Below are 26,245 nucleotides of genomic sequence, written 5' to 3'. Positions count from 1 at the left end.
GCCCCACCGGACCAGACCGGGACCTGACCGATCGGCCCAACCTCGCGCACTTCGTCTGCCGAGGCGCGCCGTCGTTCCTAGCGTGGACGTCGAGAGCGTGACTCGGCCGCCCCCACCGGTTCGCTCGACCCACCCTGCGTCCCCCCGCGAAGTGTGAGCCAGCGATGCCGCCACTCCTGCAGTCGACTCCCCCGACGTCGACGCCGCTCTCGGACCCGCTGTCCGCGCGGGCGCTGGCGGGCGGCGGCAAGACCAAGGGCAAGGCGAAGCGGAAGTTCCACCGCTGCCGGGTGCACACCTCCCACACCTGCTGGAAGGCGACCACCTGCAAGCATCGGTTGCACAAGCCGGCGAAGCAGGACGACGGCGGCAAGGGCAACCAGGGCAACCAGAACGGCAACCAGACCAAGCCGCCGAGCACGACCAAGAACCCCACCACCACCTCCACCCCGACGCCGACCCCGCTGGCGCCGAGCCCGCTGCCGAGCGCGTTCGGGCTCCACCTCGGCAGCCGGTTCAGCTACGGCGTGACCCCGCAGCTGCACCAGGAGATGGAGGCGGCGGGCGGCCCGCAGGCGTGGTTCACCGCGCAGCTCTCCCCCGCCGGCATCCCGGACCCGGTCGGCGACCAGTTCCTGACGTGGTGGCCCTCCCTCGACCTCGACGCCCCGACCATCTGGCAGCGCGACCAGGCCCAGGTCGAGCCCGCGTGGGAGGTGATGGCCGACTACCAGCGCTGGTGCCTGCTGCGCCGCATCTGGTCCTCGCGCCAGGTCCTCGAGCAGATGACCGAGTTCTTCGAGAACCACCTGCACGTGCCCGTCCACGACGACGGCGTCTTCGGCTTCCGCGCGTCGTACGGCAGGCTCATCCGATCCCTCGCCCTGGGGCGCTTCGACCAGCTGCTGACGGCCGCCATCACGCACCCGGCGATGGGCATCAGCCTCGACAACGCCTCCTCCACCAAGCGCGCCCCCAACGAGAACCTCGGCCGTGAGCTCCTCGAGCTGCACACCGTCGGGCGCGGCAACTACACCGAGGACGACGTCAAGGCCTCCGCGCGCATCCTCACCGGCTACCGCGTGCAGATGTGGAGCACCTGGCGCGACTGGTACGACACCGCCTCGCACTGGACCGGGCCGGTGCAGGTCATGGGGTTCAGCCACCCCAACACCGACCCGGACGGCCGGGCCGTCGCCACGGCGTACCTGTCCTACCTCGCCCACCACCCCGCGACCGCCGCGCGACTGTGCCGCAAGCTCGCCGTCCGCTTCGTCTCCGACGACCCGTCGCCGGCGCTCGTCGACCACCTCGCGCAGGTCTACCTCGCCGCCGACACCGCCATCGCGCCGGTGCTGCAGGCGCTGGTGGCCCTCCCGGAGTTCGCGGCGTCCGCCGGCGCCAAGGTGCGCACGCCGACCGACGACGTCGTCGCGACCTGGCGGGCCCTCGGGGTGCAGCTCGCGCGCCCGACCGGCAACGACTCGGCGGCCAACGCGATCCTGTGGCAGACCTCCACCGTCGGCGCCGAGCCGCAGAGCTGGCCGCGACCCGACGGCCCGCCCGAGCGCGGCGCCGCGTGGTCGTCGGCCTCGCGCATCCTGGCGTCGTTCCAGATGCACTACGCGATGGCCGGCACCTGGTGGCCCAAGCAGGACCTGACCTACCGCCCGCTCGCCTCGTGGGCGCCGGTGACCACCGGCACCTCCATCCGCTTCGACGACCTCGTCGAGCACCTCTCCCGCGAGCTGCTCTGCCGCTCGGCCAGCGCCCGCGTGCAGGAGGCGGCCCGGCTGCAGACCGGCCTCACCGCCGCCACGGTCATCACCCCCACCCACGCCCTCGTCAGGTGGGGCATGCCCGGCCTCATCGCCACCCTCCTCGACAGCCCGGAGCACCTGACCCGATGACCGACCAGACCTGCTGCGACGAGTTCAGCGAGGCGACCAGGCTGGGTCGCCGCTCCTTCCTGCGCGGGGTCGCCGCGATCGGCGGCACGGCCGCGGTCGCCACGACGTTCGGCACCGCCGCCGTCTCCACGGCGTACGCCGCGACCCCGGCCAAGCGCGTGCTCGTGCTGCTGTCGATGCGCGGGGCCTGCGACGGGCTCAACCTCGTCGTCCCGCACGCCGACCCGGCCTACTACGCCGCCCGCCCGTCCATCGCCGTACCGTCCGACCGGCTGCTCGCCAAGGACGGCTTCTTCGGCCTCCACCCGTCACTGGCGCCGCTGCTGCCGTGGTGGAACACCCGCCAGATGGCGGCGGTCCACGCCACGGGTCTGCCCTCGGCCAACCGCTCGCACTTCTCGGCGATGGAGGAGCTCGAGGACGCCGACCCCGGCTCGTCGGCGCGGGTCGGCTGGCTCAACCGGCTCATCGGCCGCGACGCGTCGCGCTCCCCGCTCGACGCCGTCCAGTACGGCGGGGGCGGGGTGCCGATCACCGCCCTCTCCGGCCCCGAACCGGCCCTGGTCACCCCCGACATCGACGCCGTGCAGCTGTGGGGCTCCGACGACGCCGCCTCGGCGGCCAAGCGTCAGGCCTCGATGCGGGCGATGTGGCAGGGCGCGGGCGGACCGCTCGGCAACGGCGCCGCGCAGGCGCTGGACGTCGTCGACGCCTTCGCCCCGGTGCGCAACTCCTCGGCGACCCCGGCCAACGGCGCGTCGTACCCCCGCTACTCCGACCTCGGCGACGCGCTCGCCGCCACCGCCCGCACCATCCGGGCCGACGTCGGCGCCGAGGTGATCACCGTGGACCACGGCTCGTGGGACCACCACACCTGGATCGGGACCCCCGACAACGGCAACCTGCAGCGGATGGCCGACGAGTTCGCAGCCTGCCTCAAGGGCTTCCTGACCGACCTCGGCCCGCTGCTGTCCAAGGTCACGATCGTGACGGTCAGCGAGTTCGGCCGCCGGGTCAAGGAGAACGCCAACGGCGGGCTCGACCACGGCTACGGCAACGTGATGTTCCTGCTCGGCGCCGGCGTCAAGGGCGGCTACTACGGCCGCTGGCCCGGCCTCACCAACACCGTCGACGCCGACCTCACCATGACCACCGACTACCGCAGCGTGCTCACCGAGGTCGTCTCCACCGGCTTCAGCGCCACCGTCGGCCAGGTCTTCCCCGGCTTCTCGCCGACCTCGGTCGGCGTCATGCAGACCGTCGCCGGGTAGTCCGCGACGTTCCGCACCGTCCGGACGTCGCGGACTACCGCAGCCGGCGCCCCGCCCAGCTCCAGGGGTACGCCGGGTCCTCGGCCGCGCGGGCGCCCTCGCCGAGCTCGAGCGGGCGGAAGGTGTCGACCATGACGGCGGTCTCGTCGAAGGCCTCCGCGCCGAGCGAGGCCTCGATCGCGGCCGGCTGCGGCCCGTGGGCGTGCCCGCCGGGGTGCAGGGTCACCGAGCCGATCGCGATGCCCGAGCCCTTGCGCGCCTCGTAGTCGCCGGCGACGTAGAGCATGACCTCGTCGCTGTCGACGTTGGAGTGGTAGTAGGGCACCGGCACCGCGAGCGGGTGGTAGTCGACCTTGCGCGGCACGAACGCGCACACCACGAACCCCGGTCCCTCGAAGACCTGGTGGACCGGCGGCGGCTGGTGCACCTTGCCGGTGATCGGCATGAAGTCCTCGACGTTGAACGTGAACGGGTAGAGGCAGCCGTCCCATCCGACGACGTCGCACGGGTGGGTGGCGTGCACGAGCCGGCTGCCGACGACCGCGCCGCCGCTGCCGCGGTGCTTGACCAGCACCTCGACGTCCTCGCCCTCGCGCAGGTGCACGGCGGTGGGTCCGACCAGGTCGCGCTCGCAGTACGGCGCGTGCTCGAGGAGCTGGCCGTAGCGGCTGAGGTAGCGCTTCGGCGGCGCGACGTGCCCGTTGCCCTCGATCGCCCACAGCCGGCTCGGCCCGGCGGACCCGTCGGGCACCCACCGGTGCGTGGTCGCACGCGGCACGACCACGAAGTCGCCGGCGCGGTAGGCCAGCACCCCGAAGACCGTCTCGACCACCCCCGCTCCGGCCTCGACGAAGACGCACTCGTCGCCGGTGGCGTTGCGGTAGTACGGCGACGTCGCGGCGGCCACGGCGTACGACAGCCGGACGTCGGCGTTGCCGAGCACGAGACGGCGACCGGTGACCGCGTCGAGGTCGGCCCCGTCACCGCTGAACAGGTCGTGCAGCCGCAGGTGGCGCGGGCGGAGCGGGTGGTTGGCGACCAGGGACTGGTCGGGCAGCTCCCACACCTCGCTCGCGACGATCGCCGACGGCACCCCGCGGTGGTAGAGCAGCGAGGAGTCCGAGCTGAACCCCTCCTCCCCCATCAGCTCCTCGTAGCGCAGCGCGCCCGTCTCGTCGCGCAGCTGGGTGTGGCGGTGGCGCGGGACCTCGCCGACCTGGCGGTAGTGCACCGGAGTCTCCGATCATCGAACGACACTGTTCGCTATCCGGTCATGCTCGGCTAGGCTCGCAGCCGTGTCAACGGACCACCTGCCGTACGCCGCCACGCCGGGCGGCGTCGTCGTCCGCTGGGGCACCGAGGCGATCGACCTCGCGACCGCCGCGCACGAGCGCCCCGACCTGGCCCTGCTGGTGCGCGAGCCGAGCCTCGACCCGCTGCTGGCCGCCGGCCCGGATGCCTGGGCGGAGGTCCGCGCCTGGGCACGCGCCCTCGTCGACACCGCGCCCCGGACGCCGGTGGCGGCGCTCGAGCTGCTGCTGCCCTTCACGATCGCCGACTACGTCGACTGCTACGCCTCCGAGGTGCACGCCAGCACCGTCAGCCGCGTGCTGCGCCCCGGCGCGCCGCCGCTGCACCCCAACTGGCGCCACCTGCCGGTCTCCTACCACGGTCGCGCCGGCTCGGTCGTCGTCTCGGGCACGCCCGTGCGCCGGCCCCGCGGCCAGGTGGTGAGCGACCCCGCCGGGCCGCCGACGTACGCCGCGACCGCGCGGCTCGACTTCGAGGCCGAGCTCGGCTGGGTCGTCGGCACCCCGCTCGAGCGCGGCGCGACGCTGACGCCCGCCGAGGCCGAGCGGCACGTCTTCGGGGTGGTCGGGCTCAACGACTGGTCCGCGCGCGACGTGCAGGCCTGGGAGACGGTGCCGCTGGGCCCCCACCTGGGCAAGTCGTTCGCGACCTCGGTCTCGGCGTGGGTCACCCCGCTGGCCGCGCTGGCGCAGGCGCGGGTGCCGCTGCCCGGCCAGGACCCGCCGCCCCTGCCGCACCTCGCGGTGACCGAGCCGGCCGGGGTCGACCTCGACGTCGAGATCGAGGTCGACGGCGAGGTGGTCAGCCGGCCGCGGGCGCGCGACCTCTACTGGAGCCCCGGCCAGCTCGTCGCCCACGTCACGAGCAACGGCGCCGGTCTGCGCACCGGCGACCTGATCGCCTCCGGCACGATCTCGAGCCTCGGTGCACCCGGGTGCCTGCTGGAGCGCGGGGACCCCGACGGCTACCTCGCCGACGGCAGCGAGGTCGTGCTCCGCTACGCCGCCGGGCCCGTCGTGCTCGGCGAGGTGCGCGGGCGGGTCGAGGCAGCGGTGGGGCAGCCGTGAGCGACGGCTCGCAGACCCTCGAGCGCGGCCTCGCCGTGCTCGCGGAGCTCGCCCGCCACCCCGACGGGCTGACGACGGCCGAGGTGGCGGCGGCGTGCGGCCTGCACCGCTCGATCACCCACCGGCTCCTGGTGTCGCTGAAGCGCACGGGGTTCGCGGTGCGCGACGACGCCGGGCGCCACCGCGTGGGGCCCAGCGCCCGGGCGGTCGCCGGCACCGGCCCGGCGCTCCGCGAGCTAGCCGTACCGGTGCTGGACACGCTGGCCCGCGAGGTCGACGCCACCGCCTCGCTGGTCGAGGTCGTCGGCGACGCCGCGGTGACCGTGCTCGTCGCCGAGCCGCCGACCCACGGGCCGCGCTTCTCCTACCGCCTCGGCAGCCGCGACCCCCTCGACCGCGGCGCCGGTGGCCTCGCCGCGCTCGCCTCCGGGCCGCCGCGGCCGGGAGAGCCCGAGCGCGTCGCCGCCGTCCGCGAGACCGGCCTCGTGACGACGTACGCCGAGCTGCACCCGGGCGCCTACGGCCTCGCCGCGCCCGTGCGGGGCTGGCCGGTGCGGGCCTCGGTCTCGGTCGTGACCGGACGAGAGGAGCTGACCCGCAGCGCCGTCGAGCCCCTGCGGCGGGCCGTCGAGGCCCTGCGCGCGGAGGGCTGTCAGCCCTGAGGTCCGCCCCCGCCGGACGGGGAGCCGACGGGGACGGACGTCTCTGGGGCCCGGGGGCCTCCGACACCCTAGGGGGTGTCGGTGGACCGCCTCAAAATCGGAGACCTCACCCCTTCGATGAGGTCAGGAGGGGGTTGTCAGGAGGCGGTGAAGTCCGACGTGTGCCACCCCGTCGCACCGTCGGGGAGCACGTCCCGCTCGGTCCCGTCCTGCACCGTGCCGTCGGCGTCGACGGCCCGCACGCGGACGGTGTGGTCGCCGGGCTCCACGTCGAGCGAGCCGGTCCACTGCACCCACGTGTCGACGTTCGGCACGCTCGCGAGCTCGGCCCGGGTCCAGGGGCCGCCGTCGACGGCGAACTCCACCGCCGAGATGCCCGTGCCCTGCGCCCAGGCCACCCCGCCGAACCGCACCTCGCCCGCCTCGACCTGCTCGCCCGAGCGCGGCACGTCGACGCGCGAGCTCATCTTGACCGGACCGCGCTCGCCCCAGCCGCGCTCGGTCCAGTACGCCGAGATGTCGGCGAAGCGGGTGACCTCGAGGTCCTCGACCCACTTGGTCGCCGAGACGTAGCCGTAGAGCCCCGGCACGATCGTGCGCACCGGGAAGCCGTGCTCGATGGGCAGCGGGACGCCGTTCATCGCGACGGCGAGCATCGCGCCGCGGTCGTCGGTGAGCGCCTCGAGCGGAGTGCCGCACGTCCAGCCGTCGTGCGAGGTCTGCAGCACCGCGTCGGCGTCGGCGTGCACACCGGCCTCCTCGAGCAGGTCTGCCAGACGCACGCCGCTCCACCAGGCGTTGCCGATCAGGTCGCCGCCGACGGGGTTGGAGACGCAGTTGAGCGTGACCCACTGCTCCGTGAACTCCCGGCGCAGCAGGTCGTCGTAGGTCAGGACGAGCTCGCGGTCCACGGCACCGTGGATGCGCAGCGACCAGTCGGCCGGCTCGATCGTCGGCACGATGATCGCGGTGTGGATCAGGTAGAAGCGGTCGTTGCGCGTCGCCCACGGTGTGATGCCCTCGAGGTCGGTGCGAGCGCCGCGCGGCACCGCGGGCTCGGTGACCTGCGGCAGCCGGAGCAGCCGCCGGGACTCCTCGACGTGACGACGACCGCGACCCACCACGCGCCCGGCCACGCCCAGCACCGCCGCGGCCGCGGCGATCAGCCCCGCCCGGACGAGGACCGTGCGTCGCGCGTGCCCCGCGGCCTCGTCGTACGCCGGGTCCGCCGCGGCCTCGTGGCCGTTCTCGTCGGCCCGCCGCAACGGCGCGACGAGCAGGGCGAGCACGGCGAGCCAGGTGACGAACCCGATGACGACCGGCACGCCGTCGGTGGCGGTGGCCCCGCGCTGGAGCGACACCGCGAGGGCACCGACGGCGGCGAGCACCGCGAGCACCAGCACCGAGAGCCACCACGAGCGGCGGGCCAGGCGACCTGCCCACGCACAGACGAGGGCCAGGAAGCCGAAGATGCCGAGGATGAGCAGCGGCTTGTCGAGCTGTCCGACGAGCCCGATGAGGTACTCCGCCAGCCAGCCCGGCGTGATCCGGATGACGAGCTCGGCGACCGCGACCACCGGCGACTCGCGGATGGTCAGCAGCATCGCCGCGACGTAGCTCGTCGCCAGGCCCGCAGCCCCGGCGACGACGCCGGCGAGCGACCACGCGCCGCGCGACGACCTCATGCCCTGATTGTCCCCCACCGGGATCGGGGTGCCCACTCGGCGACCTGCTGCCGGGCATGATGCTCGGGTGAGCGAGACCTCCGCCCCCCTGCCCCGCGTCGGCACCGGGGTCGACGTCCACCGCTTCGCCGCCCCCGACGCCGGGGTCCCGATGCGCCTGGCGTGCCTCGACTGGCCGGAGGAGGCCGCCGGGCTCGAAGGTCACTCCGACGCCGACGTCGCCGCCCACGCGGTCTGCGACGCGGTGCTGGCCGCGGCGGGTCTCGGCGACCTCGGGTCCAACTTCGGCACCTCCGAGCCGCAGTGGGCCGGCGCCCCCGGCGCGGCGCTCCTCGCCGAGACTGCGCGCCGCGTCGCCGACGCGGGGTTCCGCATCGGCAACGCCTCGGTGCAGGTCATCGGCAACCGCCCCCGCCTCGGTCCCCGTCGCGCCGAGGCCGAGTCCGCCCTCGGTGCCGCCCTGGGTGCCCCGGTCAGCCTGTCGGCGACGACCACCGACGGCCTGGGCCTCACCGGCCGCGGCGAGGGCGTCGCCGCCGTGGCGACGGCCCTCGTCGTACCGCTCGGCTGAGGACCGCCTCGGTCGGGTGGCTCAGGCCGCGACGCTCTTGCGGTGCCCGACCATCACGACCCCCTCGACGATCTTGATGTCGTACGCCGCGACCGAGACGTGGGGGTCGTCCAGGCAGCGTCCGGTGCGCAGGTCGAAGCCGTGCTTGTGCACCGGTGAGGCGACGAACGGGACGCCGTCGACCGTGCCCACGATGCCCTTGGCGAGCACGGTGTGGCGGTCGAACGGGTCGTGGTTGGCCAGGGCCAGCACGGTCTCGGCGTCGACGCGGAACAGCGCTACCGCCTGCCCGTGCACGAGCGCGGCGACCCCGCGCTCTATCTCCAGCTCGGCCAGGCGGCAGACCGGCTGCCAGTCGACGGGGTCGTGGCGGGGGCTCACCTCGGCGAACCTAGGCAGGGCGTGTTCGCAGGCTGTTACCGCGCAGGCCCCCCGTGCTACGAGTGTGTGAACTCCGCGGGGGCCCGGTGCGGCCCATGTCCTAGGTTCGGGTCATGAGCGCTGCCGTCGTCGTCCTGGCCGCGGGCGCCGGGAGCAGGGTCGGAGCCGCGCGCAACAAGGTGCTGCTGCCGCTCGGCGACACGAGCGTCCTGGGCCACAGCGTGCGCGCGGCGCTCGCCGTCGAGCAGGTGACCCGTCTCGTCCTGGTCGCCCGCCCCGGCGAGGAGGACGCGGTGCGCGAGAGCGTGACGCCGCTGCTCGGCGAGGACGGCGCCCTGCTCGTCACCGGGGGCGAGACCCGGCACGCCTCGGAGTGGCGGGCCCTGCAGGCGCTCGTGCCCGACGTCGAGGCCGGCGAGGTCGACGTGGTCGCGATCCACGACGGCGCGCGGCCCTTCGCCTCACCCGCGCTGTTCGCGGCCGTCCTCGACGCCGCGCGCGAGCACGGCGGCGCCATCCCGGTGACCGCGGTCCCCGGGCTCGTCGCCGCCGACCTCCGCGCCGGGGTCGAGCGGGTCGTCGGGGTGCAGACGCCCCAAGCGTTCCGCGCCGGACCGCTGCTGGCGGCGTACCGCCGGGCGTCCGAGGACGGCTTCGAGGGCACCGACACCGCCTCGTGCCTGGAGCGCTACGCCGATCGGGACGTGCGCATCCACGCGGTGGCGAGCTCGCCGCGCAACCTCAAGATCACGTTCCCGGAGGACGTCGCGGTCGCCGCGGAGCTGCTGTGAGCGCCTCCAGGAGCCGTACGTCGTCGAGGCCGGCCACCCGGCGGGCCTCGGCCGGCGCCTCGCGCACCGCCACCGGGAACCGCTGCGCGAGCTCGGTGGCGAGCCGGGGCAGGTCGGTGGTCGGCAGCCCGTCGAGGCTCGCGACGACCACGGGCGGCAGCACCACCGGGGAGACCACCTGACGCAGGCTCGTGCGGTCGACCGTCTCACCGAGGTCGTCGCCGGCGGGTGTCGCGACGAGGGCCTTGACGGTGTCGGTCACCGGGCGCACCCCGACCACGACGGCCCCGTGCGCCTCGGCCTGCTCGACGCACTCGACGACGAACGCCGGCGGGGTCAGCGGGCACAGCGCGTCGTGCAGCACGAGGCAGCGCCCGTCCTCGACCAGCGCCTCCCAGGGGGTGCCGAGGTCGACGGCCTCGACGCCGGCCGCCCCCAGCGCCCAGGCGGCGCAGGCGACCAGCGGCTCGCCGTGGACGAGCGCGAACGGCAGCGACCCCCGGCCGGTCTCGAGGACCGCCCCCAACGCATCGACCCGCCGGAGGAACTCCTCCGACGGGTCGACGAGTGGATCGCTGGGGGTGCCGCTCAGGAGGCGAGCACCTCGTCGAGCGTGGCCTCGGCCTTGTCCTCGTTGGTGTGCTCGGCGAGCGCGAGCTCGGAGACGAGGATCTGGCGGGCCTTGGCGAGCATGCGCTTCTCACCGGCGGACAGGCCGCGGTCGCGCTCGCGGCGCCACAGGTCGCGCACGACCTCGGCGACCTTCATGACGTCGCCGCTGTGCAGCTTCTCCAGGTTGGCCTTGTAGCGACGCGACCAGTTGGTCGGCTCCTCGACGTGCTCGGCACGCAGGACGTCGAACACGCGGTCGAGGCCCTCCTTGTCCACGACGTCGCGGACCCCGACCAGGTCGAGGTTGCACGCAGGGACCCGGACGACCAGGTCCTGCTGTGCGACGATGCGGAGAACGAGGTACTGCCGGTCCTCCCCCTTGATCTTCCGCATCTCGATGTCCTCGATGACTGCGGCCCCATGGTTCGGGTAGACGACCGTTTCGCCGACGGTGAAAGTCATATGTGAAGTTCCCCTTCCTAGGTGACTAGCCTAACACGACGCCGGGCGGATGAGGAGTGCGTTTGTGCAGGTCAGAGGCATAGTGGGGGCTTGACAAAGGTCCGCGCGACGTGCGTGCGAGGCCCCTCGGAGGCCCCGCGGTCTCAGGTTCCTCTCACCTCACGGGGGCAGGGTGGCCGCCACCCGGTGACCCGCTCGGCGACCAGAATCCGCAGGTCACCCCGCATCTCGACGCCCTCATGAGGGTTCGACCGGCCCGGCGTGGTCGATACTCCCAACATGGCGACCACCCCTCGCTGGCGCGACCGGCTCCGCCGTCGCGCCGACGCCCCTGTCGAGACCGATGCCACAGCCGCCGAGGCGCCCGACGGCGCCGCCGTCAGCTCCTCCGACAGCACGAGCGGGGCCACGACCGAGGGCTCGTCGTACGCCGCTCGACAGGCGCGCCAGTCCGAGCGCGACGCGGCCCGCGGAGCGCCGGCCGAAGCCTCCGCGCAGACACCGGTGGACGAGTCCCCCACCGGCACGCTGGTGGCCGAGCGGGAGCCGGACGGAGAGGCAGAGGCAGAGGAGGCCGAGCAGTCCGAGGCGCCGATCCGGCTCCGCGACCTGCTGCCGTTCCTGCTCCTGCGTGCCGCCCACCCGCGCCAGGCGGCGTTGACGGCGGTCGGGCTGGTCGTCGCGGCGGCGCTCGCCGGGCGCCCCGGCCGCGAACTGGTGCTGGTGCTGGCCACCGTGCTGGTCGGTCAGGCACTGCTGGGCTGGGTCAACGACCTCGTCGACCGCGAGCGCGACGCCCGCCATGCCACCCCCGGCAAGCCGGTCGCCGACGGGCGCCTCGAGCCCGGCACGCTCTGGTTCAGCTGCGCGGTGGCGGTGTTCGTCCTGGTGCCGCTCTCCGTCGCCAACGGGCTCTACGCCGGCGTCGCCTACCTCGCCTCGGTCGCCGTCGCCGCCGTCGGCCAGTGGCCCCGGCTCCGGCGCGGGGTGCTGTCGTGGGTGCCGTGGGCCTTGGCGTTCGCCCTCTACCCGGCGTTCCTCTCCTACGGCGGCTGGGGCGGCCAGGAGCGCGGCGCCCCGCCCGAGGTGCTCGTGACCGTGCTCGCTGCGGTCGTCGGGGTCGGCGTCCACCTGCTCACCGCGCTGTGGGGGCTGGTCGCGGACAACGAGGACGGCTGGCGCTACCTGCCCCTGCGCCTCGGGGTGCGCATCGGGGCTGCGAAGCTGCTCTGGGTCGCCGTCGCGTGGGTCGCGCTCGCGCTCCTCGCCACGGCGTACGCCGCGAGCACCGTCGGACTGTCGCAGGCCCCGCTGTAGCAGGCCCCGCGGTAGCAGGCAGGAGCGTCCACTAAGGTTCGACCATGCAGTCTCGACGCTCGCTCCGGCTCGTCGCGGGAGCCCTCGTCCTCGCCGCCCCGGTGCTGTCCTCGTGCGGCTTCCAGAAGGCCACCGACAAGGTCTACATCCCCGCGGCGCAGACCAACGACCGCAGCAGCGCCGACATCGACGTGCTCGCCGGCAGCGTCGTCGCCGCCCAGCCCAACTCCGGCACCGTGATCGCGACGTTCGTGAGCAAGACCCTCGAGGACCTCTCGCTCGAGTCGGTCGCCGGCGCCGGCGCCAGTTCCGACCTGGTCATCGGGCCGGTCGAGAGCCCCATCGACATCCCCCCGCGCGGCCACGTCAACCTCGCCGACGACGCGCCCGGCATCACGGTCCAGGGCGACTTCGGCGCCGGCGACTTCCTCGACCTCGCCTTCACCTTCAGCAACGGCGAGACGATCACCTTCGGCGTGCCAGTGCTGTTCGGCTGCCAGGAGTGGGAGGGCCTCGACACCTCCGTGGAGGAGGAGGAGGACAGCGCGTCCGCCTCGCCGTCCGCGACCCCGGGCGCCACCCCGTCCTCGTCCCCGTCCGCCTCGGCCTCGAGCGACGGCCCCGAGCCGGGCGAGCCCTACAACTGCGACTCCGTCCTGGAGGAGACCGGCGACGCCTCCGCGACGCCGTCCGACGCCCCGACGCTGACCGGCGAAGAAGCGGAGTGAGCGACGCCGTGACCCACACCCTGATCCTGCTCCGCCACGGCGAGAGCGTCTGGAACGCCAAGAACCTCTTCACCGGCTGGGTCGACGTCCCGCTGTCCGACCAGGGCCGCGAGGAGGCCGCCCGCGGCGGTGAGCAGCTGCGCGACGCCGGTCTCGCCCCCGACGTGCTGCACACCTCGCTGCTGCGTCGCGCGATCACCACCGCCTCGATCGCCCTCGACGTCGCCGACCGCCACTGGATCCCGGTCCGTCGTTCCTGGCGCCTCAACGAGCGCCACTACGGCGACCTGCAGGGCAAGGACAAGAAGCAGACCCTCGAGGAGTACGGCGAGGAGCAGTTCATGCTCTGGCGCCGCTCGTTCGACACCCCGCCGCCGCCGATCTCGTCCGACAACGAGTACTCTCAGGCCGGTCTCCCGCAGTACGCCGACCTCGGCGACGAGCTGCCGCAGACCGAGTGCCTCAAGGACGTCATCGCCCGCTTCCTGCCCTACTGGGAGTCCGCGATCGTGCCGGACCTGCAGGCCGGTCACACCGTGCTCGTCGCCGCCCACGGCAACAGCCTCCGCGCGCTCGTCAAGCACCTCGACGGCATCAGCGACGACGACATCGCCGGCCTCAACATCCCCACCGGCATGCCGCTCGTCTACGAGCTCGACGAGTCGCTGGCCCCCACCGTCCCCGGTGGCCGCTACCTCGACCCCGACGCCGCAGCCGCCGCGGCCGCCGCCGTCGCCAACCAGGGCCGCTGACCTCCTCCCGGGCCTCCCCGGGTCTCTGCACAGCCCCTCGTCGGCGGTAGTCACCGACGTCCGGTCGGTAGTCACCGACGTTTCGGGGCATGAGAGGCGTCTTGGACCCCCAGAACGTCGGTGAGTACCGACCGGTATCGGACGACGCCCCGACCCCTGGGGCGATCCTCAGCTCGCCCGGTAGCGCAGCAACCGGTCCCGCTGCTCGGCACTGAGGCCACGGCGGGCGGCGACGGTGCTGGTGTCGACCCACCAGCGCGGAGGCTCGACGGTCCAGCCCCGGGGCTCGGCCCGCCGGGCCAGCGCTCGAGCGCGCGCCTGGAGGATGCGCGGCACGACGGTCGTGCTGGGCGAGGCCACGTCGCCGGCGGCCATCGTGACGTGCTCGAGCCCGAGACTCCTGTAGGTCGCCTCCTTGTCGATGTCCTTCCCTCGGCGGCGCTGGTCGAGGTGCACGATGCCGTCGTACTCCCCGACGAGCCCGGCGTGCGCGTCGAGCAGGTCGGGCGTGCCCACGTGTCGACCGGCGAGGTCGAAGACCGGCCGGTTGCACAGCGGCCGCGGCAGGCCCGCGTCGAGGGTCCACGCCAACCGCATGACGGTCTCCATGGCCGACCAACTGTTCTCCTCGCACATCGCCAGGGCGGCGCGGCACTTCGCGACCCCGGTCCAGCCGTTGAGCGTCTCGACGTACGCCGCGACCTCGTCGGTCGAGACCACGTCGTGCATCAGCGCCATGTCGAGCAGGACCGTCGCCCGTCGCTCGTCGGAGCAGTACCTCATCTCGAAGCACACCGCCCGGACCGCCGAGGTCGTGGCCAGGCCCCGGACGGTGGTGAGGTCGCGGGGCGGCAGCCGCTCGGCGCTCACCGCGATCCCGGGCTGCGACCTGATCTCGGTCCGCATGATCGACAGAGTGACCGGCTGGGGTGCGCCGAGACGGTCACGGCCGTCGAACCACGTGGCCCCCGCCCACCGCAGCGCCGCCCACCCCGTCACCCCGCCGTACGCCGCCGGCAGGCACGCCGCCGCCTCGACGATCCGCTGCTCGGGGACCTCCGAGTCGACCGAGGACGGGACGTAGAGACCTCGGCTCACCCGCCGCCAGGCGCGGGCGCGGGCCTGGTCGGCGGTCGGTCCGGCCTTCCCCTCGGGGTCGGTGCGCACAGGCACGACCACACGCGCACGCTCGCTCCACGGGTTCACCCCACCAGCGTGGAGTGCTTCGCACCTCGGCGCGAACGGCTCTCCACAGCCCCGGGCGGGGCAGGGGGCTGGCGGTAGTCACCGACGTTCCGGGGGTCTGAGACACCTCTCAGGCCCCGAAACGTCGGTGACTACCGACCGAACGTCGGTGACTACCGCCCGGAGCCAGACAGGGCCGTGGCCGGACGACGAAAACGGAGGGAGCGTCAGGCGCGAACGGCGGGGACGGGCTTCTCGCCGGTGACGACGAAGACGACGCGGTGGGCGACGGAGACGGCGTGGTCGGCGATGCGCTCGTAGTAGCGGCCGAGGAGGGCGACGTCGACGGCGGCCTCGACGCCCTGGGTCCAGTCGTCGGAGAGGAGCTCGGCGAAGGAGCGGCGGCGCAGCTGGTCCATCTCCTCGTCGTCGCGGCCGAGCTCGATCGCGGCACTGACGTCGCGGTCGGCGATGATCGCCTTGACCCGGCCGACCATGTCCTCGGCGACCGCGGCCATGCGGCTGAGCGTCGGACGGATCTCCTCGGGCACGGCGATGTTGGGCACCCGCAGGCGGGCGATCTTGGCGACGTGGACGGACAGGTCGCCCATCCGCTCGAGCTCGGTCACCATGCGCAGCGCGGCGACCACGACGCGCAGGTCGCCGGCCACCGGGGCCTGGAGGGAGAGCAGGGAGAACGCCTTCTCCTCGACGTCCTCGCGGGCCTGGTCGATGGCGGCATCGCCGCTGATGACGCGCTCGGCGAGCTCGGCGTCACCGCTGAGGAGGGCCTCGGTCGCACCCGCGACAGCGGCCTCGACCTGCGAGCAGATCGCCGCGAGGTCGACGAAGACCGAGTCCAGCTCGTCGTGGAAGAGTTCACGCATGTCCTCGACGGTAATCGGGTGACGTGTACGCCCGGGGTGCTCACGTGAACGAGGAGTGAACATCGCGAACGTCGGGTTCGTGGATTGCGAACGGCAGTCGACGCCCGCCCTACGATTGTGGGGTGGACCCGACGACGCAGGCGTTCCTCGCCGCGATCCTCGGGGCCGTGGTCGCCGGAGGCGCGATGCTCGCCTGGCACATCTCCGACCGCCAGCAGCAGAGCGCGGCACCCGTCGAGCTGCCCGTCGTACCGCCCGAGGTCGCGACGGTCCTGTCGGTGCTGCGCAGCAGCGCGGTCATCGTCGACGACTCCGACACGGTGGTGAAGGCGTCGGCCCCGGCCTACGCCCTCGGCCTCGTGCGCGGCACCGCCCTGCTCAACGAGGAGCTCGACGACCTGGTGCACCAGGTGCGCCGCGACGGCCAGATCCGCGAGACCGAGCTGCTGCTCGCCCGCCCGAGCGGCCCGCCGCGCCACGTCACCGCGCGGGTCGCGCCGCTGGGCTCGCGCCTGGTCCTGGTGCTCGTCGAGGACCGCACCCGCGAACGCCGCGTGGAGGCCGTGCGCCGCGACTTCGTCGCCAACGTCAGCCACGAGCTGAAGACCCCGGTCGGTGCGATCAAGCTGCTCGCCGAGGCCGTCTGCGACGCCAGCGACGACCCGGAGGCGGTCGAGCGGTTCGCCAGCCGGATGTCGCTGGAGAGCGACCGGCTGACCGGGCTCGTGCAGCAGATCATCGAGCTCTCGCGGCTGCAGGCCGACGACCCGCTCGAGATGCCCGACCCGGTCGACCTCGACGACATCATCGCCATGGCCGTCGACACCAGCGCCATCGACGCGGGGTCCAAGAACATCCAGGTCGTCACCAGCGGCACGTCCGGCCTCGAGGTGTTCGGCAACCACGAGCAGGTCTCCGCCGCCGTCTCCAACCTGGTCTCCAACGCCGTGTCGTACTCCCGGCCCGACTCCACCGTGCTCGTCACCACCAAGGCCGAGGACGGTGTGGTCGACATCTCCGTCGTCGACCAGGGCATCGGGATCCCCAGCAACGAGATCGACCGCATCTTCGAGCGCTTCTACCGCGTCGACCCGGCGCGGCACCGCTCCACGGGCGGCACCGGTCTCGGTCTGTCCATCGTCAAGCACGTCGCCGCCACCCACGGTGGCGACATCCGGGTGTGGTCCGTGGAGGGCCAGGGTTCGACGTTCACGCTGACCCTGCCCCAGCACGTGCCGAGCGGCGCGGACGCGTCCCCCGAGCATCCCCACAGAGAGGTGTTGAAGTGACCCGGGTACTCGTCGTCGAGGACGAAGAGAGCTACAGCGAGGCCCTGGCCTACATGCTGCGCAAGGAGGGCTTCGAGGTCGCGATCGCCGCCGACGGCAACACCGCGCTCACGGAGTTCGACCGCAACGGCGCGGACATCGTGCTGCTCGACCTCATGCTGCCGGGCATCCCCGGCACCGAGGTCTGCCGCACGATCCGGCAGACCAGCAGCGTGCCGGTGATCATGGTGAGCGCCAAGGACGACGAGGTCGACAAGGTGGTCGGCCTCGAGCTCGGCGCCGACGACTACGTCACCAAGCCCTACTCCCCCCGCGAGCTCGTCGCCCGCATCCGCGCCGTGCTGCGCCGCGGCGTCGAGCCCGACCTTGCCCCGCCGACCCTCGAGGCCGGCCCGGTGCGCATGGACGTCGAGCGCCACGTGGTCACGGTCGGGGGCCAGGAGCAGCGGCTGCCGCTCAAGGAGTTCGAGCTGCTCGAGATGTTCCTGCGCAACCCCGGTCGCGTGCTGACCCGCGGCCAGCTCATCGACCGGGTCTGGGGCTCCGACTACGTCGGCGACACCAAGACCCTCGACGTCCACGTCAAGCGGCTGCGCGCCAAGCTCGAGCCCGACCCGGGCGAGCCGAAGTACCTCGTCACCGTCCGCGGCCTGGGCTACAAGCTCGACCTCTGAGCCCGGCGTCAGGCGGCCTCACCCGAGCAGCACCGGCCAGCCCGGGAGCCTCCCGGTGGCCCGCAGCACCGCCTCGGTGTCGTCCCACTCCGACGGCAGGGTCCCGCCCGTAGGCCGGTCCTCGAGCGCCTCGAGCACCCGGCGGGTCTCGGCGAGGGCGGCCGCCGGCGGTGCGGCCGCACCCTCGAGGTCGACCGACAGGTCGAGCAGGTGCACCGTCGCCTCGACGATCAGCGTGGAGACGAAGTCCCCGACCGTGAGCACGTGGCCCTGGGTGGCCACATGCGCCGCGGGGTCGGCGGCCGCCGCGGCGCGGGCGGCCGCCGGGCCGGTGTCGCGCCAGAACGCCGCCACGCCGTCCGCTGAGTCGAACGCCGCTGCCGCGGCCCGCACGTACGCCGCGTGGCCGGCTCCCCCGTCGCCCGCGTCGGGGTGGAAGTCGGTCCAGTAGGTCACCGCGTCGGTGTCGACGGGCCGGTCGACGACCGTGGCGAAGGTGGCCAGGGCACGGATCGCGTCGAGCGTCTGGTGCCACAGCAGCTCGCGCACGGTCCACTCGGTGCGGGTGGGGCGCTCGAAGTCTGCCGGCGCGAGGCCCTCGACCGTGGTCGTGAGGGCCGCGACGACCTCGGCGTACGTCGTGGCGAGCTGCACGGGCGACCGGTGCCCCGTCCCCGCCGGACGGAACGGCACCATCTCGCGCATCGACGTCCGGAACCCGCGTGCCACGCGGGGTCCGGCGTTCCTAGGCTGGGCCCGTGATGACCCGGTGACCGCCACCCGTCCCGAGACCGGTCGCCCCGAGCGTCCCGAGCCGCCCGGCACGACGGCCCCCGCGCCGTGGCTGCCGCTGGCTGCCGTCGGGGTGACGCTCGTGCTGTGGGCCTCGGCGTTCGTCGCGATCCGCCACCTCGCGGACACCTTCTCCCCCGGCTCGCTGTCACTGGGCCGACTGCTCGTCGGCGCGGTGTGCCTCGGGGTCACCGCCCTGAGCCGCGGGCTGGTCCGGATGACCCGGGGGCAGTGGCTGGCCGTGGTCGCGATCGGCGTGCTGTGGTTCGGCGTCTACAACGTCGCCCTCAACGCCGGCGAGCAGCACGTCGACGCCGGCACCGCGGTGATGCTGATCCAGGTCTCCCCCGTGCTCGTGGCGCTGCTCGCGGCGGTGTTCCTCGGCGAGCGGTTCACCCGCTACCTCGCGATCGGGCTCGGTCTCGCCTTCGCCGGCATCGTGCTGATCGCGACCGCCACCGGCGGGGAGCACGGCGATCGCAGCGTGGCCGGGGTGCTGCTCTGCCTGCTGGCCGCGGTCGTCTACGCCGTCAGCCTGGTCCTGCAGAAGCCGCTCGTCGCCCGACTGCCGGCGGTGCAGGTCACCTGGCTCGCCTGCTCGGTCGGCGCGGTGGCGTGCCTGCCCTTCGCCGGGCAGCTCGTCGGCGACGTCCGGGCAGCTTCGGCCGCCGACGTCGGCTGGGTCGTCTACCTCGGGGTCTTCCCGACCGCGATCGCGTTCACGACCTTCGCCTACGCCCTGCGCTCGATGTCCGCTGGCAACCTCGGCGTGACGACGTACCTCGTCCCGCCGATCACCATCGTCATGGGCTGGCTGCTGCTCGGCGAGACCCCCGCCACCATGGCGTACGCCGGTGGTGTGCTCGCCCTCGTCGGCGTCGCGGTGGCCCGGCGCAAGCCCCGCACCGCCGCGACGGCTCCTCCCCCTCCGGTGTGAGGGCTGCGAGACTCCCCCGGTGAGCACCCTCGCCGCCGTCCTCGTCGGGCTCGTCGCCGCCCTGCACCTCGGGTTCCTCGTGCTGGAGATGTTCCTCTGGGACACCCCGCGCGGTCGTGCGGCGTTCGGTCTGACCCCGGAGTTCGCCGCCGAGAGCAAGGTGATGGCGGCCAACCAGGGGCTCTACAACGGCTTCCTCGCCGCCGGGCTGGCCTGGGGGCTGGTCTCGGGACGCGAGGACGTGCGGCTGTTCTTCCTCGGCTGCGTCGTCATCGCCGGGGCGTACGGCGGCGCGACGGTCGGGCCGAAGATCTGGCTGGTGCAGGCGCTACCGGCCGTCGTGGCCTTCCTCGTCGTGCTGGTCGCCTGAGTCCCTCTCCAGCCAGCCGCGGAACGCCTCGAGGTTGGCGGTCGACTCCCCGCGCAGTCGCCGCCACTCCCACTCCTTGCGGATCGAGGAGGCGAAGCCGAGCTCGAGCAGGGTGTTGAAGGACTCGTCGGCGGTGCTGAGCACCGTGCCGAGCAGGCGGTCGAGCTCCTCGTCGGCGTGGTCGCCGTCGAGCACGACGAGCGGCAGCCGACCGTCGAGGTAGATGTCGCCGACGGCGTCGAGGGCGAAGGAGACGGCGTAGAGGCGCAGGTTGCGCTGGAGCATCCAGTGGTAGACGCCGGCGTGGTTCTCGTCGGGGCGCCGGCAGACGAAGGCGTGCACGGCCAGCGCGTGACGGCCCACGTCGAGCCGGACCGGCGTCTGCAGCTTGCGCTCGCCGGGCAGGGTGAAGGAGAACAGCCCCGGCGAGGGCTCGGTGAACTCCAGGCCCTGGGCGTCCAGCCAGGCGCGGATGCGCGCGAGGGCCGGCGCCTCGGGCTCGGGCTCGGGGTCCCAGTCGGTCACGACGCCTCCCGGAGCCGGCCGCGGGCCCGCTCGTAGACGGCCAGGGTCGCCTCGGCGGTGGCGTCCCAGGAGAAGTGGCGGGCCTGCTCGAGCGCGCCGACGGCCAAGCGGTCGCGCAGCGCCGGGTCGGCCAGCACCGCACCGAGCGCGGCGGCCCACTCCTCGGCGCCGTGGCCGGGCACCAGCAGACCGCTGTGCCCGTCGCGCACGACCGTCGTGAGGCCACCGACGGCGGCGGCGACGACGGGTGACCCGGCGGCCTGGGCCTCGGCGGCGACCAGGCCGAACGACTCGTTGAACGACGGGACGGCGACGAGCGTGGCGGCGGCGTACCACCGCGCGAGCTCGGCCTGACCGACCGGCGGCACGAACCGCACCAGGTCGGCGATGCCCAGCTCGGCCGCGAGGTCGGCCAGCGCCTGCGGCTTGTCGAGACCGGTGCCCGACGGACCGCCCACCACCGGCACCACGAGCCGCCCCCGGCGACCCGGCTCGCGGGCGACGAGCTCGGCGACGGCCCGCAGCAGGACGTCGGGCCCCTTGAGCGGCTGGATGCGACCGGCGAACAGCACCACGTCGGCGTCGACGGGCAGCCCCAGCGCGGCGCGGGCCTCGGCCCGGGGCACGGGACGGAAGACCTCGAGGTCCACGCCGGGGTGCACCACCTCGACGCGGGCCGGATCGGCGTCGTAGAGGTCGAGCAGCTGCTGCGCCTCGAGCGCGGTGTTGGCGACCAGCACGTCGGCGGCCTCGACCACCTGCTCCTCACCGATCACCCGAGCCGGCGGCTCGGGGGTGTCACCGTCCGCCAGCGCGGCGTTCTTGACCTTGGCCATCGTGTGCATCGAGTGCACGAGCGGGACCCCCCAGCGGTCCCGGGCGAGCGCCCCGACCTGCCCGGAGAGCCAGTAGTGGCTGTGGACGACGTCGTAGTGGCCTACGGGCTGCGCGGCCTCGGTGCGCAGCACCTCGCGGGCGAAGACGCACAGCTGTGCGGGGAGCTCGTGCTTGGTGAGCCCCTCGAACGGGCCGGCGTGGATGTGACGCACCGTCACCCCGTCGTACGCCACCACGACGGGCTCGAGCGCCGAGCTGGTCGCGCGGGTGAAGACGTCGACCTCGACACCGCGCCGGGCCAGGCGCTTGGCGACCTCGAGGACGTAGACGTTCATGCCGCCCGCGTCGCCGGTGCCGGGCTGGTCGAGGGGGGAGGTGTGCAGGCTGATCATCGCGAGCCGCCGCACCGCTCCCACCCTGCACCTCCGCCTCGCGCCCGCCGGTCCCTGGAGCCAACTCCACCACAGGGAGCCGACATTCCCGGAGGTACCCGGCCCAGGGAAGCGCTGATCAATGGCACGGGGCGGCGTCAGCCCCGCCCCCATTCATCAGCACCTCCCTAGCGGGCGGGCGAGCGCCGACGGCCGGCTGGGGAGGACGGGCCGCGCCGGGCGCGGTGCCCGCTGGCTGCGGGGGCTGCGGGGGTTGCGGGGGCTGCGGTCGCGGGAGCCGTCGGGCGGCGCCGGGCCACGCCCGCCGCGCAGCCCAGCGCGACGACCACGCCGGCCACGGCATCGACCCGCGCGTCGGCGTACTGCCCGCGCAGGAACTCCAGCAGCGACCACGCCATCACGCCCAGGCAGACGGCGACCAGCACCCGCAGTGTGGCGATGCCGGAGACGAGCCCCGCGCCGATGGCGAGGAGGGCCACGGCGAGCAGGGCGAGGCCGCCCCAGTAGAGCCCGTCGACGGCCGGGGCGGGTGCGCCGGTGCCGTCGAGGACCGCCCGGGCGAGCCAGCACAGCCCGCCCAGGATCCCGGCGACCCTCGCGCTGACGGTGAGGGGGGTCGGTGTCATGGGGGACGAGTGTGCCACCGCTCGCGGTGCCGGTCCGCGTGTCGGCGCCGGGGTGCAGGATGGGCGCGTGAGCGAGCACGCGACCGGTCCCACCACCCCTCCCGGACGACGCACGGCCGTCGTCACGGGCGCCAGCAGCGGCATCGGCGAGGCCACGGCGAGACGGCTCGCGGCCGCCGGCTACCACGTCGTCTGCGCCGCGCGACGCACCGAGCGGGTCGAGGCGCTGGCCGCCGAGATCGGCGGGACCGCCGTGACCTGCGACGTCACCGACCCGGCCTCGGTGGCCGGGCTCGCCTCGACCGTGGGCAGCCTCTCCGGGGGCCGGTTGGACCTGCTGGTCAACAACGCCGGTGGCGCCTTCGGCGGGGCGGCGAGCGTGGCCGAGGCCGACGCCGACGCGTGGCGCGCGATGTTCGAGGTCAACGTCGTCGGTCTGATGGAGGTCACCAAGGCGCTGCTGCCCGCGCTCGTGGCCAGCGGGGCCGGTGCGGTCGTCAACGTCGGCTCGACCGCCGGGCGTCTCGCCTACGAGGGCGGCGCCGGCTACACCGCCGCCAAGCACGGCACCAAGGTCGTCAACGAGACGCTGCGCCTCGAGCTCTACGACCAGCCCGTGCGGATCATGGAGGTCGCGCCCGGGATGGTGCGCACCGACGAGTTCGCGCTCAACCGCTTCGACGGCGACCGGGCGGCGGCCGACGCGGTCTACGCCGGGGTCGCGGAGCCGCTGGTCGCCGACGACGTCGCCGACGCGATCGTGTGGATGGCCACCCGCCCGGCCCACGTGAGCATCGACGAGCTGGTCATCCGACCCAAGGCGCAGGCCCACCAGCACAAGGTGCACCGGGTGCTGCCCGACCGCCCGAGCGCCGACGACGACTCTCTGGGAGACTGACGCACGTGAAGACGATCGGCCTCGTCGGCGGGATGAGCTGGGAGAGCAGCGCGGTCTACTACCGCGACCTCAACCTCGGGGTGCAGGACCGGGTGGGCGGACTCGCCTCGCCCAAGCTGGTCCTCACGACGGTGGACTTCGCCGAGGTCACCGATCTCGAGGACGCCGAGAAGTGGGACCAGATCGGTCAGCTCCTCGCCTCCGCCAGCCAGAGCGTCGAGCGCGCGGGCGCCGACTTCCTGCTGCTGTGCACCACGACGTTCCACAAGGTCTTCGACCAGGTCGAGGCCGCCGTCGACGTCCCCGTGCTGCACCTCGCCGACGTGGTCGCCGACGCGTGCCGCGCGGCCGGGGTCTCCAAGGTCGGCTTCATCGGCACCCAGGTCGCCATGTCCGACGGGTTCTTCACCGACCGGATGGCGGGCCACGGGCTCGAGGTGATCGTGCCCGACGCCTCCGAGCACGAGTGGCTCAACTCCGCGATCTACGAGGAGCTCGTCCACGGCCACGTGCTCGACCGCACCCGCCGTCGCGTCGTCAAGCTGATCGACCAGCTCTGGGACGCCGGCGCCGAGGGCGTCCTCCTCGGCTGCACCGAGCTCGAGCTGCTCATCAAGCAGGCCGATGTCGACCTCCCCGTCTTCCCCTGCACCACCCTGCACGTCAACGCCGCTCTCGACCGCGCGCTGTCCTGACGTCCTCGTCTGTGCGGTAGCCACAGACGTTCCGGGGGCCGGCGGTAGTCACCGACGTTCCGGGGGCCTGAGACACCTCTCACCCACCCGGAACGTCGGTGACTACCGACCGAACGTCGGTGACTACCGCCAGGACGACGGCGCGCCCGGGTCGAGGACGAGCTCGCAGACCCGGCGGAGGTCGGCGGTGAGGTGCTGCTCGGGCACCTGGGCGCGGTCGCCGCACAGGTCGAGGTCGAAGACGTAGCGGTCCGGCTGTGGCGTCCCGCCGGCGACCTCACGCAGGTCGATGCGCCCGACCAGGGCCTCGAGCTCGGTGCGGCGCTGCTCGTCGGGCTCCTCGGCCAGGTCGACCCGGCCCTCGACGACCTGGCCGGCGAAGCCGCCGGATCGGCGCACGCTGACGGCGCGCTCGGACGACCCCGACGGTCCTGACGACCCGGCGACCGGGGGCGGCTGGCCGGGCCCGGCTGTCGTCGCCCGCGGGGTCACGCCGACGGTCTCCCACGCCCCCGCGACCGCGTCGGCGTGCTCGCCGGCGACTGCGAGGGTGGCGGCGGCGAACGTCGCGAAGTCGGCCCGGGCGGGCAGGGCGCCGGTGAGCGCGGCGTACCAGACCCGGCCGGCCCCCTCGGCCGCCGAGCCCCCGATCGCGACGGCGGCGAGCTGGAAGGCCCGGTTGGGGATGCCGGAGTTGAGGTGCACCCCGCCGTTGTCGTCGGTCGTGTCGACGTAGCCGCTCATGTCGGCCGGCTGCGGGTCGCGCCCGAGCCGCGGGTCGTCGTACGCCGTGCCGGGGGCGGCCATGTCGCGCAGCCCGCGGGCCTGCACGCCCGGCAGGGAGAGCCCCTCACCGATGAGCCAGTCGCCCTCGTCGGCGCTCTGGCCGAGCAGCCGCTGCTTGAGGCAGGAGGCGAAGACGTCGGAGACCGACTCGTTGAGCGCGCCCGACTGGCCCTCGTAGACCAGCCCCGCGGTGCGCTCGGTGACGGCGTGGGTCAGCTCGTGACCGAGCACGTCGACGGGCTTGGTGAACCGGTCGAACACCTCGCCGTCGCCGTCGCCGAAGACCAGCTGCCGCCCGTCCCAGAAGGCGTTGACGTAGTCGCGCTCGTAGTGGACGGTCGCGAGCACGCTGGCCCCGCGGTCGTCGTAGGAGTCGCGGCCGTAGACCTCGGCGAAGAGCGCCAGGGAGGCGGCGACGCCGTCGGCGGCCTCGTCGACGGCCACGTCACCACTCGGGCCCTCGCCCGCGCGGCGCACGACCCGGCCGGGCAGCGACGAGGCGTTGTCAGCGGTGTGCACGACCCACGCCGCAGACGCTGACGGCGCCGCCGTCGGCACCAGCGAGCGCTGCAGGCGGAACCCGTCGTCGCGCGCGAGCAGCCGGGTCACCCACTCCTCGCCGTCCGGTCGCGTCGAGGCGAGCTCGCGCAGGAGGTACGGCGGCAGGAAGCAGAGGCGGCTCATGCCTCCAGCGAAGCGCGCACCACCGACATCCGCAACGACGAGGCGCAGCGCGCGAGGGTCAGCCGAGGATCTTGCGCGGCTTCGAGATGACCGTCTCGGTCTCGTAGGTGGGCGCGCTGGCGGTGACCTCGACGCTGAGCATCCGCCCACGGTGCTTCTTCTTCAACTTGAACGCCGTTCCGCTGCCCTTGCCGACCGCCTTGCCGTCGACCAGCCAGCGGTAGGTCAGCGTGACGACCTCCTCGGTCGTCTCGTAGGAGTAGGCCTCCTCGTCGGGCACCACGGTGACGACCTGGCCGACCTGCACCTTGCCGCTGATGGTCGGGCGGTAGGCGTCGAAGGTCCACAGCTCGTCGTCGCCCACGTCGACGCAGTCGTCGTCGTCGGCCTCGCACTCGTCGCCGTAGTCGTCGTCATCGTCGTCGTCCGACTGCGCCTGGACGGGTTGGGCGACCGCGACCCACGAGTCGTCGGGCGCGGGCGGTGCGGGCGCGGCCGAGGCGGTGCCACCGCCGAGGACGAGCGCGGCGAGGGCGGAGAGGACGACGGCCGTGAGGCGGGGAGTGCGCACGGGTCCATGCTGGCCGCCGCTGGCGGCGGGCGGCGCGGTTCGCAACGGGTCAGGCTGTCCGTCGTACGCCGGCATGACCCGGACGGGCCATGCCCGACCACGTCAGGACGAGGGCACGCGGTCCGGCGGGAAGCCGCCGGTGGCGACCGGACCCCACCGCTCGGGGGTGATCCGGATCAGCGACTTGCCCTGCGAGCGCATGGCGGCGCGGTACTCGTCCCAGTCGGAGTGCTCGCCGGCGATGCAGCGGAAGTACTCCACCAGGCCGTCCTCGGCCTCCTGGCTCGGCATGTCGAGCACCTCGGCGGCGCCGTCGACCTGCACCCAGGCGTCGTCCCACTCGTCGGAGAGCACGAGCACCGTGGCGCGAGGGTCGCGGCGCAGGTTGGTGGCCTTGGCGCGGTCGGGGTAGGTCGAGATCACGATGCGGCCCTCGGCGTCGACGCCGCCGGTGACCGGCGAGACCTGCGGGCGCCCGTCGGAGCGGGTCGTCACGAGCACCAGGTGGTGACGGGTGCGGACGAAGTCGAGGAGCTCGTCGCGCTCGACGCGGGTGTTGGTCGCGATGTTCGGCACG

At 73.8% G+C, this 26,245-nt stretch carries 29 protein-coding genes; 15 read left to right on the top strand and 14 right to left on the bottom strand.

All coding sequences use genetic code 11. The annotated features are described in order from the left end of the window. The first annotated feature begins 164 nt into the window (after positions 1-164). Positions 165-1,910, top strand: a complete 1,746-nt coding sequence (locus GRQ65_RS10665) for a DUF1800 domain-containing protein (protein WP_160877919.1) — start codon at positions 165-167, stop codon at positions 1,908-1,910. After that, entirely contained in the window at positions 1,907-3,181 is a 1,275-nt protein-coding gene (locus tag GRQ65_RS10660) for a DUF1501 domain-containing protein (protein WP_160877918.1), read from the top strand. Before GRQ65_RS10665 ends, GRQ65_RS10660 begins: the two co-directional genes overlap by 4 nt. A 34-nt stretch (positions 3,182-3,215) precedes the next feature. On the opposite strand, the gene GRQ65_RS10655 is transcribed toward GRQ65_RS10660, so the two are convergent. Continuing rightward, complete coding sequence (locus tag GRQ65_RS10655; protein WP_337191630.1) at positions 3,216-4,412, bottom strand: homogentisate 1,2-dioxygenase; 1,197 nt, start codon at positions 4,410-4,412, stop codon at positions 3,216-3,218. Positions 4,413-4,476: 64 nt separating this feature from the next. On the opposite strand from GRQ65_RS10655, the gene GRQ65_RS10650 reads away from it, so the two are divergent. Both GRQ65_RS10650 and GRQ65_RS10645 read left to right on the top strand, forming a co-directional pair. After that, positions 4,477-5,559: a fumarylacetoacetate hydrolase family protein gene (locus GRQ65_RS10650; protein ID WP_337191629.1), complete on the top strand. Its 1,083-nt coding sequence runs from the start codon at positions 4,477-4,479 to the stop codon at positions 5,557-5,559. After that, entirely contained in the window at positions 5,556-6,221 is a 666-nt protein-coding gene (locus GRQ65_RS10645) for a helix-turn-helix domain-containing protein (RefSeq protein ID WP_160877917.1), read from the top strand. The genes GRQ65_RS10650 and GRQ65_RS10645 overlap by 4 nt, the downstream gene beginning before the upstream one ends. A gap of 137 nt (positions 6,222-6,358) precedes the next feature. Here GRQ65_RS10645 and GRQ65_RS10640 read toward each other — a convergent pair whose 3' ends face one another. Continuing rightward, a complete protein-coding gene (locus tag GRQ65_RS10640; protein ID WP_160877916.1) occupies positions 6,359-7,906 on the bottom strand; it encodes a molybdopterin-dependent oxidoreductase in 1,548 nt (515 codons plus the stop codon). 67 nt (positions 7,907-7,973) lie between these two features. Between GRQ65_RS10640 and ispF the strand changes: the two genes are divergently transcribed. After that, the gene (gene ispF / locus GRQ65_RS10635) at positions 7,974-8,477 is read left to right on the top strand and encodes a 2-C-methyl-D-erythritol 2,4-cyclodiphosphate synthase (protein ID WP_160877915.1); all 504 of its coding nucleotides are present in this window, start codon (positions 7,974-7,976) and stop codon (positions 8,475-8,477) included. A 21-nt stretch (positions 8,478-8,498) separates the two neighbouring features. Here ispF and nirD read toward each other — a convergent pair whose 3' ends face one another. Next, positions 8,499-8,858, bottom strand: a complete 360-nt coding sequence (gene nirD, locus GRQ65_RS10630) for a nitrite reductase small subunit NirD (protein WP_160877914.1) — start codon at positions 8,856-8,858, stop codon at positions 8,499-8,501. A gap of 113 nt (positions 8,859-8,971) precedes the next feature. Here nirD and GRQ65_RS10625 point away from each other — a divergent pair, with 113 nt between their 5' ends. Then, positions 8,972-9,649: an IspD/TarI family cytidylyltransferase gene (locus tag GRQ65_RS10625; RefSeq protein ID WP_160877913.1), complete on the top strand. Its 678-nt coding sequence runs from the start codon at positions 8,972-8,974 to the stop codon at positions 9,647-9,649. Here GRQ65_RS10625 and GRQ65_RS10620 read toward each other — a convergent pair. Beyond that, positions 9,606-10,175, bottom strand: coding sequence for a 2-C-methyl-D-erythritol 4-phosphate cytidylyltransferase (locus tag GRQ65_RS10620; RefSeq protein WP_237448038.1), 570 nt, complete (start codon positions 10,173-10,175; stop codon positions 9,606-9,608). The two genes, GRQ65_RS10625 and GRQ65_RS10620, sit on opposite strands and share 44 nt — an antisense overlap. 62 nt (positions 10,176-10,237) lie before the next feature. After that, entirely contained in the window at positions 10,238-10,723 is a 486-nt protein-coding gene (locus GRQ65_RS10615) for a CarD family transcriptional regulator (protein WP_160877912.1), read from the bottom strand. Positions 10,724-11,002: 279 nt separating this feature from the next. Here GRQ65_RS10615 and GRQ65_RS10610 point away from each other — a divergent pair, with 279 nt between their 5' ends. From GRQ65_RS10610 to GRQ65_RS10600, 3 genes are read left to right on the top strand one after another with little or no spacing between them, the layout of a single operon-like run. Next, complete coding sequence (locus tag GRQ65_RS10610; protein ID WP_160877911.1) at positions 11,003-12,040, top strand: UbiA family prenyltransferase; 1,038 nt, start codon at positions 11,003-11,005, stop codon at positions 12,038-12,040. Positions 12,041-12,084: 44 nt separating this feature from the next. Beyond that, positions 12,085-12,768, top strand: coding sequence for a copper chaperone PCu(A)C (locus GRQ65_RS10605; protein WP_160877910.1), 684 nt, complete (start codon positions 12,085-12,087; stop codon positions 12,766-12,768). 8 nt (positions 12,769-12,776) lie between these two features. Further along, entirely contained in the window at positions 12,777-13,520 is a 744-nt protein-coding gene (locus GRQ65_RS10600; RefSeq protein ID WP_160877970.1) for a phosphoglyceromutase, read from the top strand. 168 nt (positions 13,521-13,688) lie between these two features. Here GRQ65_RS10600 and GRQ65_RS10595 read toward each other — a convergent pair whose 3' ends face one another. Then, the gene (locus GRQ65_RS10595; protein ID WP_160877909.1) at positions 13,689-14,699 is read right to left on the bottom strand and encodes a hypothetical protein; all 1,011 of its coding nucleotides are present in this window, start codon (positions 14,697-14,699) and stop codon (positions 13,689-13,691) included. A gap of 233 nt (positions 14,700-14,932) precedes the next feature. Continuing rightward, positions 14,933-15,592 carry a phosphate signaling complex protein PhoU gene (gene phoU / locus GRQ65_RS10590; RefSeq protein ID WP_160877908.1) on the bottom strand — a complete coding sequence of 220 codons (660 nt, stop codon included), beginning with the start codon at positions 15,590-15,592 and terminating at the stop codon, positions 14,933-14,935. A 122-nt stretch (positions 15,593-15,714) separates the two neighbouring features. Between phoU and GRQ65_RS10585 the strand changes: the two genes are divergently transcribed. Together GRQ65_RS10585 and GRQ65_RS10580 are read left to right on the top strand one after the other, a co-directional pair. Beyond that, positions 15,715-16,881 (top strand): ATP-binding protein, encoded by a 1,167-nt coding sequence (locus tag GRQ65_RS10585; RefSeq protein WP_160877907.1) that lies wholly within the window; start codon positions 15,715-15,717, stop codon positions 16,879-16,881. Beyond that, entirely contained in the window at positions 16,878-17,555 is a 678-nt protein-coding gene (locus GRQ65_RS10580) for a response regulator (RefSeq protein ID WP_160877906.1), read from the top strand. Before GRQ65_RS10585 ends, GRQ65_RS10580 begins: the two co-directional genes overlap by 4 nt. Positions 17,556-17,573: 18 nt before the next feature. Here the strand turns inward: GRQ65_RS10580 and GRQ65_RS10575 are convergent, their stop codons facing one another. Further along, positions 17,574-18,260, bottom strand: a complete 687-nt coding sequence (locus GRQ65_RS10575) for a maleylpyruvate isomerase N-terminal domain-containing protein (protein ID WP_237448037.1) — start codon at positions 18,258-18,260, stop codon at positions 17,574-17,576. A gap of 64 nt (positions 18,261-18,324) precedes the next feature. Between GRQ65_RS10575 and GRQ65_RS10570 the strand changes: the two genes are divergently transcribed. Both GRQ65_RS10570 and GRQ65_RS10565 read left to right on the top strand, forming a co-directional pair. Further along, positions 18,325-19,284, top strand: coding sequence for an EamA family transporter (locus GRQ65_RS10570; protein ID WP_160877904.1), 960 nt, complete (start codon positions 18,325-18,327; stop codon positions 19,282-19,284). Between the two features lie 19 nt (positions 19,285-19,303). Beyond that, positions 19,304-19,654 (top strand): DUF1304 family protein, encoded by a 351-nt coding sequence (locus GRQ65_RS10565; RefSeq protein WP_160877903.1) that lies wholly within the window; start codon positions 19,304-19,306, stop codon positions 19,652-19,654. Here the strand turns inward: GRQ65_RS10565 and GRQ65_RS10560 are convergent. The 3 genes from GRQ65_RS10560 to GRQ65_RS10550 all read right to left on the bottom strand — a co-directional run bounded on the left by GRQ65_RS10560 (position 19,613) and on the right by GRQ65_RS10550 (position 22,034). Beyond that, entirely contained in the window at positions 19,613-20,179 is a 567-nt protein-coding gene (locus GRQ65_RS10560; protein ID WP_439331856.1) for a type III secretion system chaperone family protein, read from the bottom strand. The two genes, GRQ65_RS10565 and GRQ65_RS10560, sit on opposite strands and share 42 nt — an antisense overlap. Further along, on the bottom strand, positions 20,176-21,423 hold the full coding sequence (mshA, locus tag GRQ65_RS10555) for a D-inositol-3-phosphate glycosyltransferase (protein WP_439331855.1): 1,248 nt from the start codon (positions 21,421-21,423) through the stop codon (positions 20,176-20,178). The genes GRQ65_RS10560 and mshA overlap by 4 nt, the downstream gene beginning before the upstream one ends. 152 nt (positions 21,424-21,575) lie before the next feature. Further along, positions 21,576-22,034 carry a hypothetical protein gene (locus tag GRQ65_RS10550; protein WP_160877901.1) on the bottom strand — a complete coding sequence of 153 codons (459 nt, stop codon included), beginning with the start codon at positions 22,032-22,034 and terminating at the stop codon, positions 21,576-21,578. 67 nt (positions 22,035-22,101) lie between these two features. Between GRQ65_RS10550 and GRQ65_RS10545 the strand changes: the two genes are divergently transcribed. Together GRQ65_RS10545 and GRQ65_RS10540 are read left to right on the top strand one after the other, a co-directional pair. Then, complete coding sequence (locus GRQ65_RS10545) at positions 22,102-22,932, top strand: SDR family oxidoreductase (protein WP_337191627.1); 831 nt, start codon at positions 22,102-22,104, stop codon at positions 22,930-22,932. A 5-nt stretch (positions 22,933-22,937) separates the two neighbouring features. Beyond that, positions 22,938-23,627 (top strand): amino acid racemase, encoded by a 690-nt coding sequence (locus GRQ65_RS10540; RefSeq protein ID WP_160877899.1) that lies wholly within the window; start codon positions 22,938-22,940, stop codon positions 23,625-23,627. Positions 23,628-23,750: 123 nt separating this feature from the next. On the opposite strand, the gene GRQ65_RS10535 is transcribed toward GRQ65_RS10540, so the two are convergent. The 3 genes from GRQ65_RS10535 to GRQ65_RS10525 form a co-directional block, all read right to left on the bottom strand. Next, positions 23,751-25,097: a protealysin inhibitor emfourin gene (locus GRQ65_RS10535; protein WP_160877898.1), complete on the bottom strand. Its 1,347-nt coding sequence runs from the start codon at positions 25,095-25,097 to the stop codon at positions 23,751-23,753. A gap of 58 nt (positions 25,098-25,155) precedes the next feature. Beyond that, positions 25,156-25,668, bottom strand: coding sequence for a hypothetical protein (locus GRQ65_RS10530; protein ID WP_160877897.1), 513 nt, complete (start codon positions 25,666-25,668; stop codon positions 25,156-25,158). 102 nt (positions 25,669-25,770) lie between these two features. After that, positions 25,771-26,244, bottom strand: a complete 474-nt coding sequence (locus GRQ65_RS10525; RefSeq protein WP_337191626.1) for a PPOX class F420-dependent oxidoreductase — start codon at positions 26,242-26,244, stop codon at positions 25,771-25,773. Position 26,245: the final 1 nt, after the last annotated feature.

It is taken from the genome of Nocardioides flavescens, from assembly GCF_009823805.1.
GTDB lineage: Bacteria > Actinomycetota > Actinomycetes > Propionibacteriales > Nocardioidaceae > Nocardioides > Nocardioides flavescens.
Note: the sequence above shows the minus strand (reverse complement) of the source record. Positions and strands in the feature narration are given on the sequence as shown.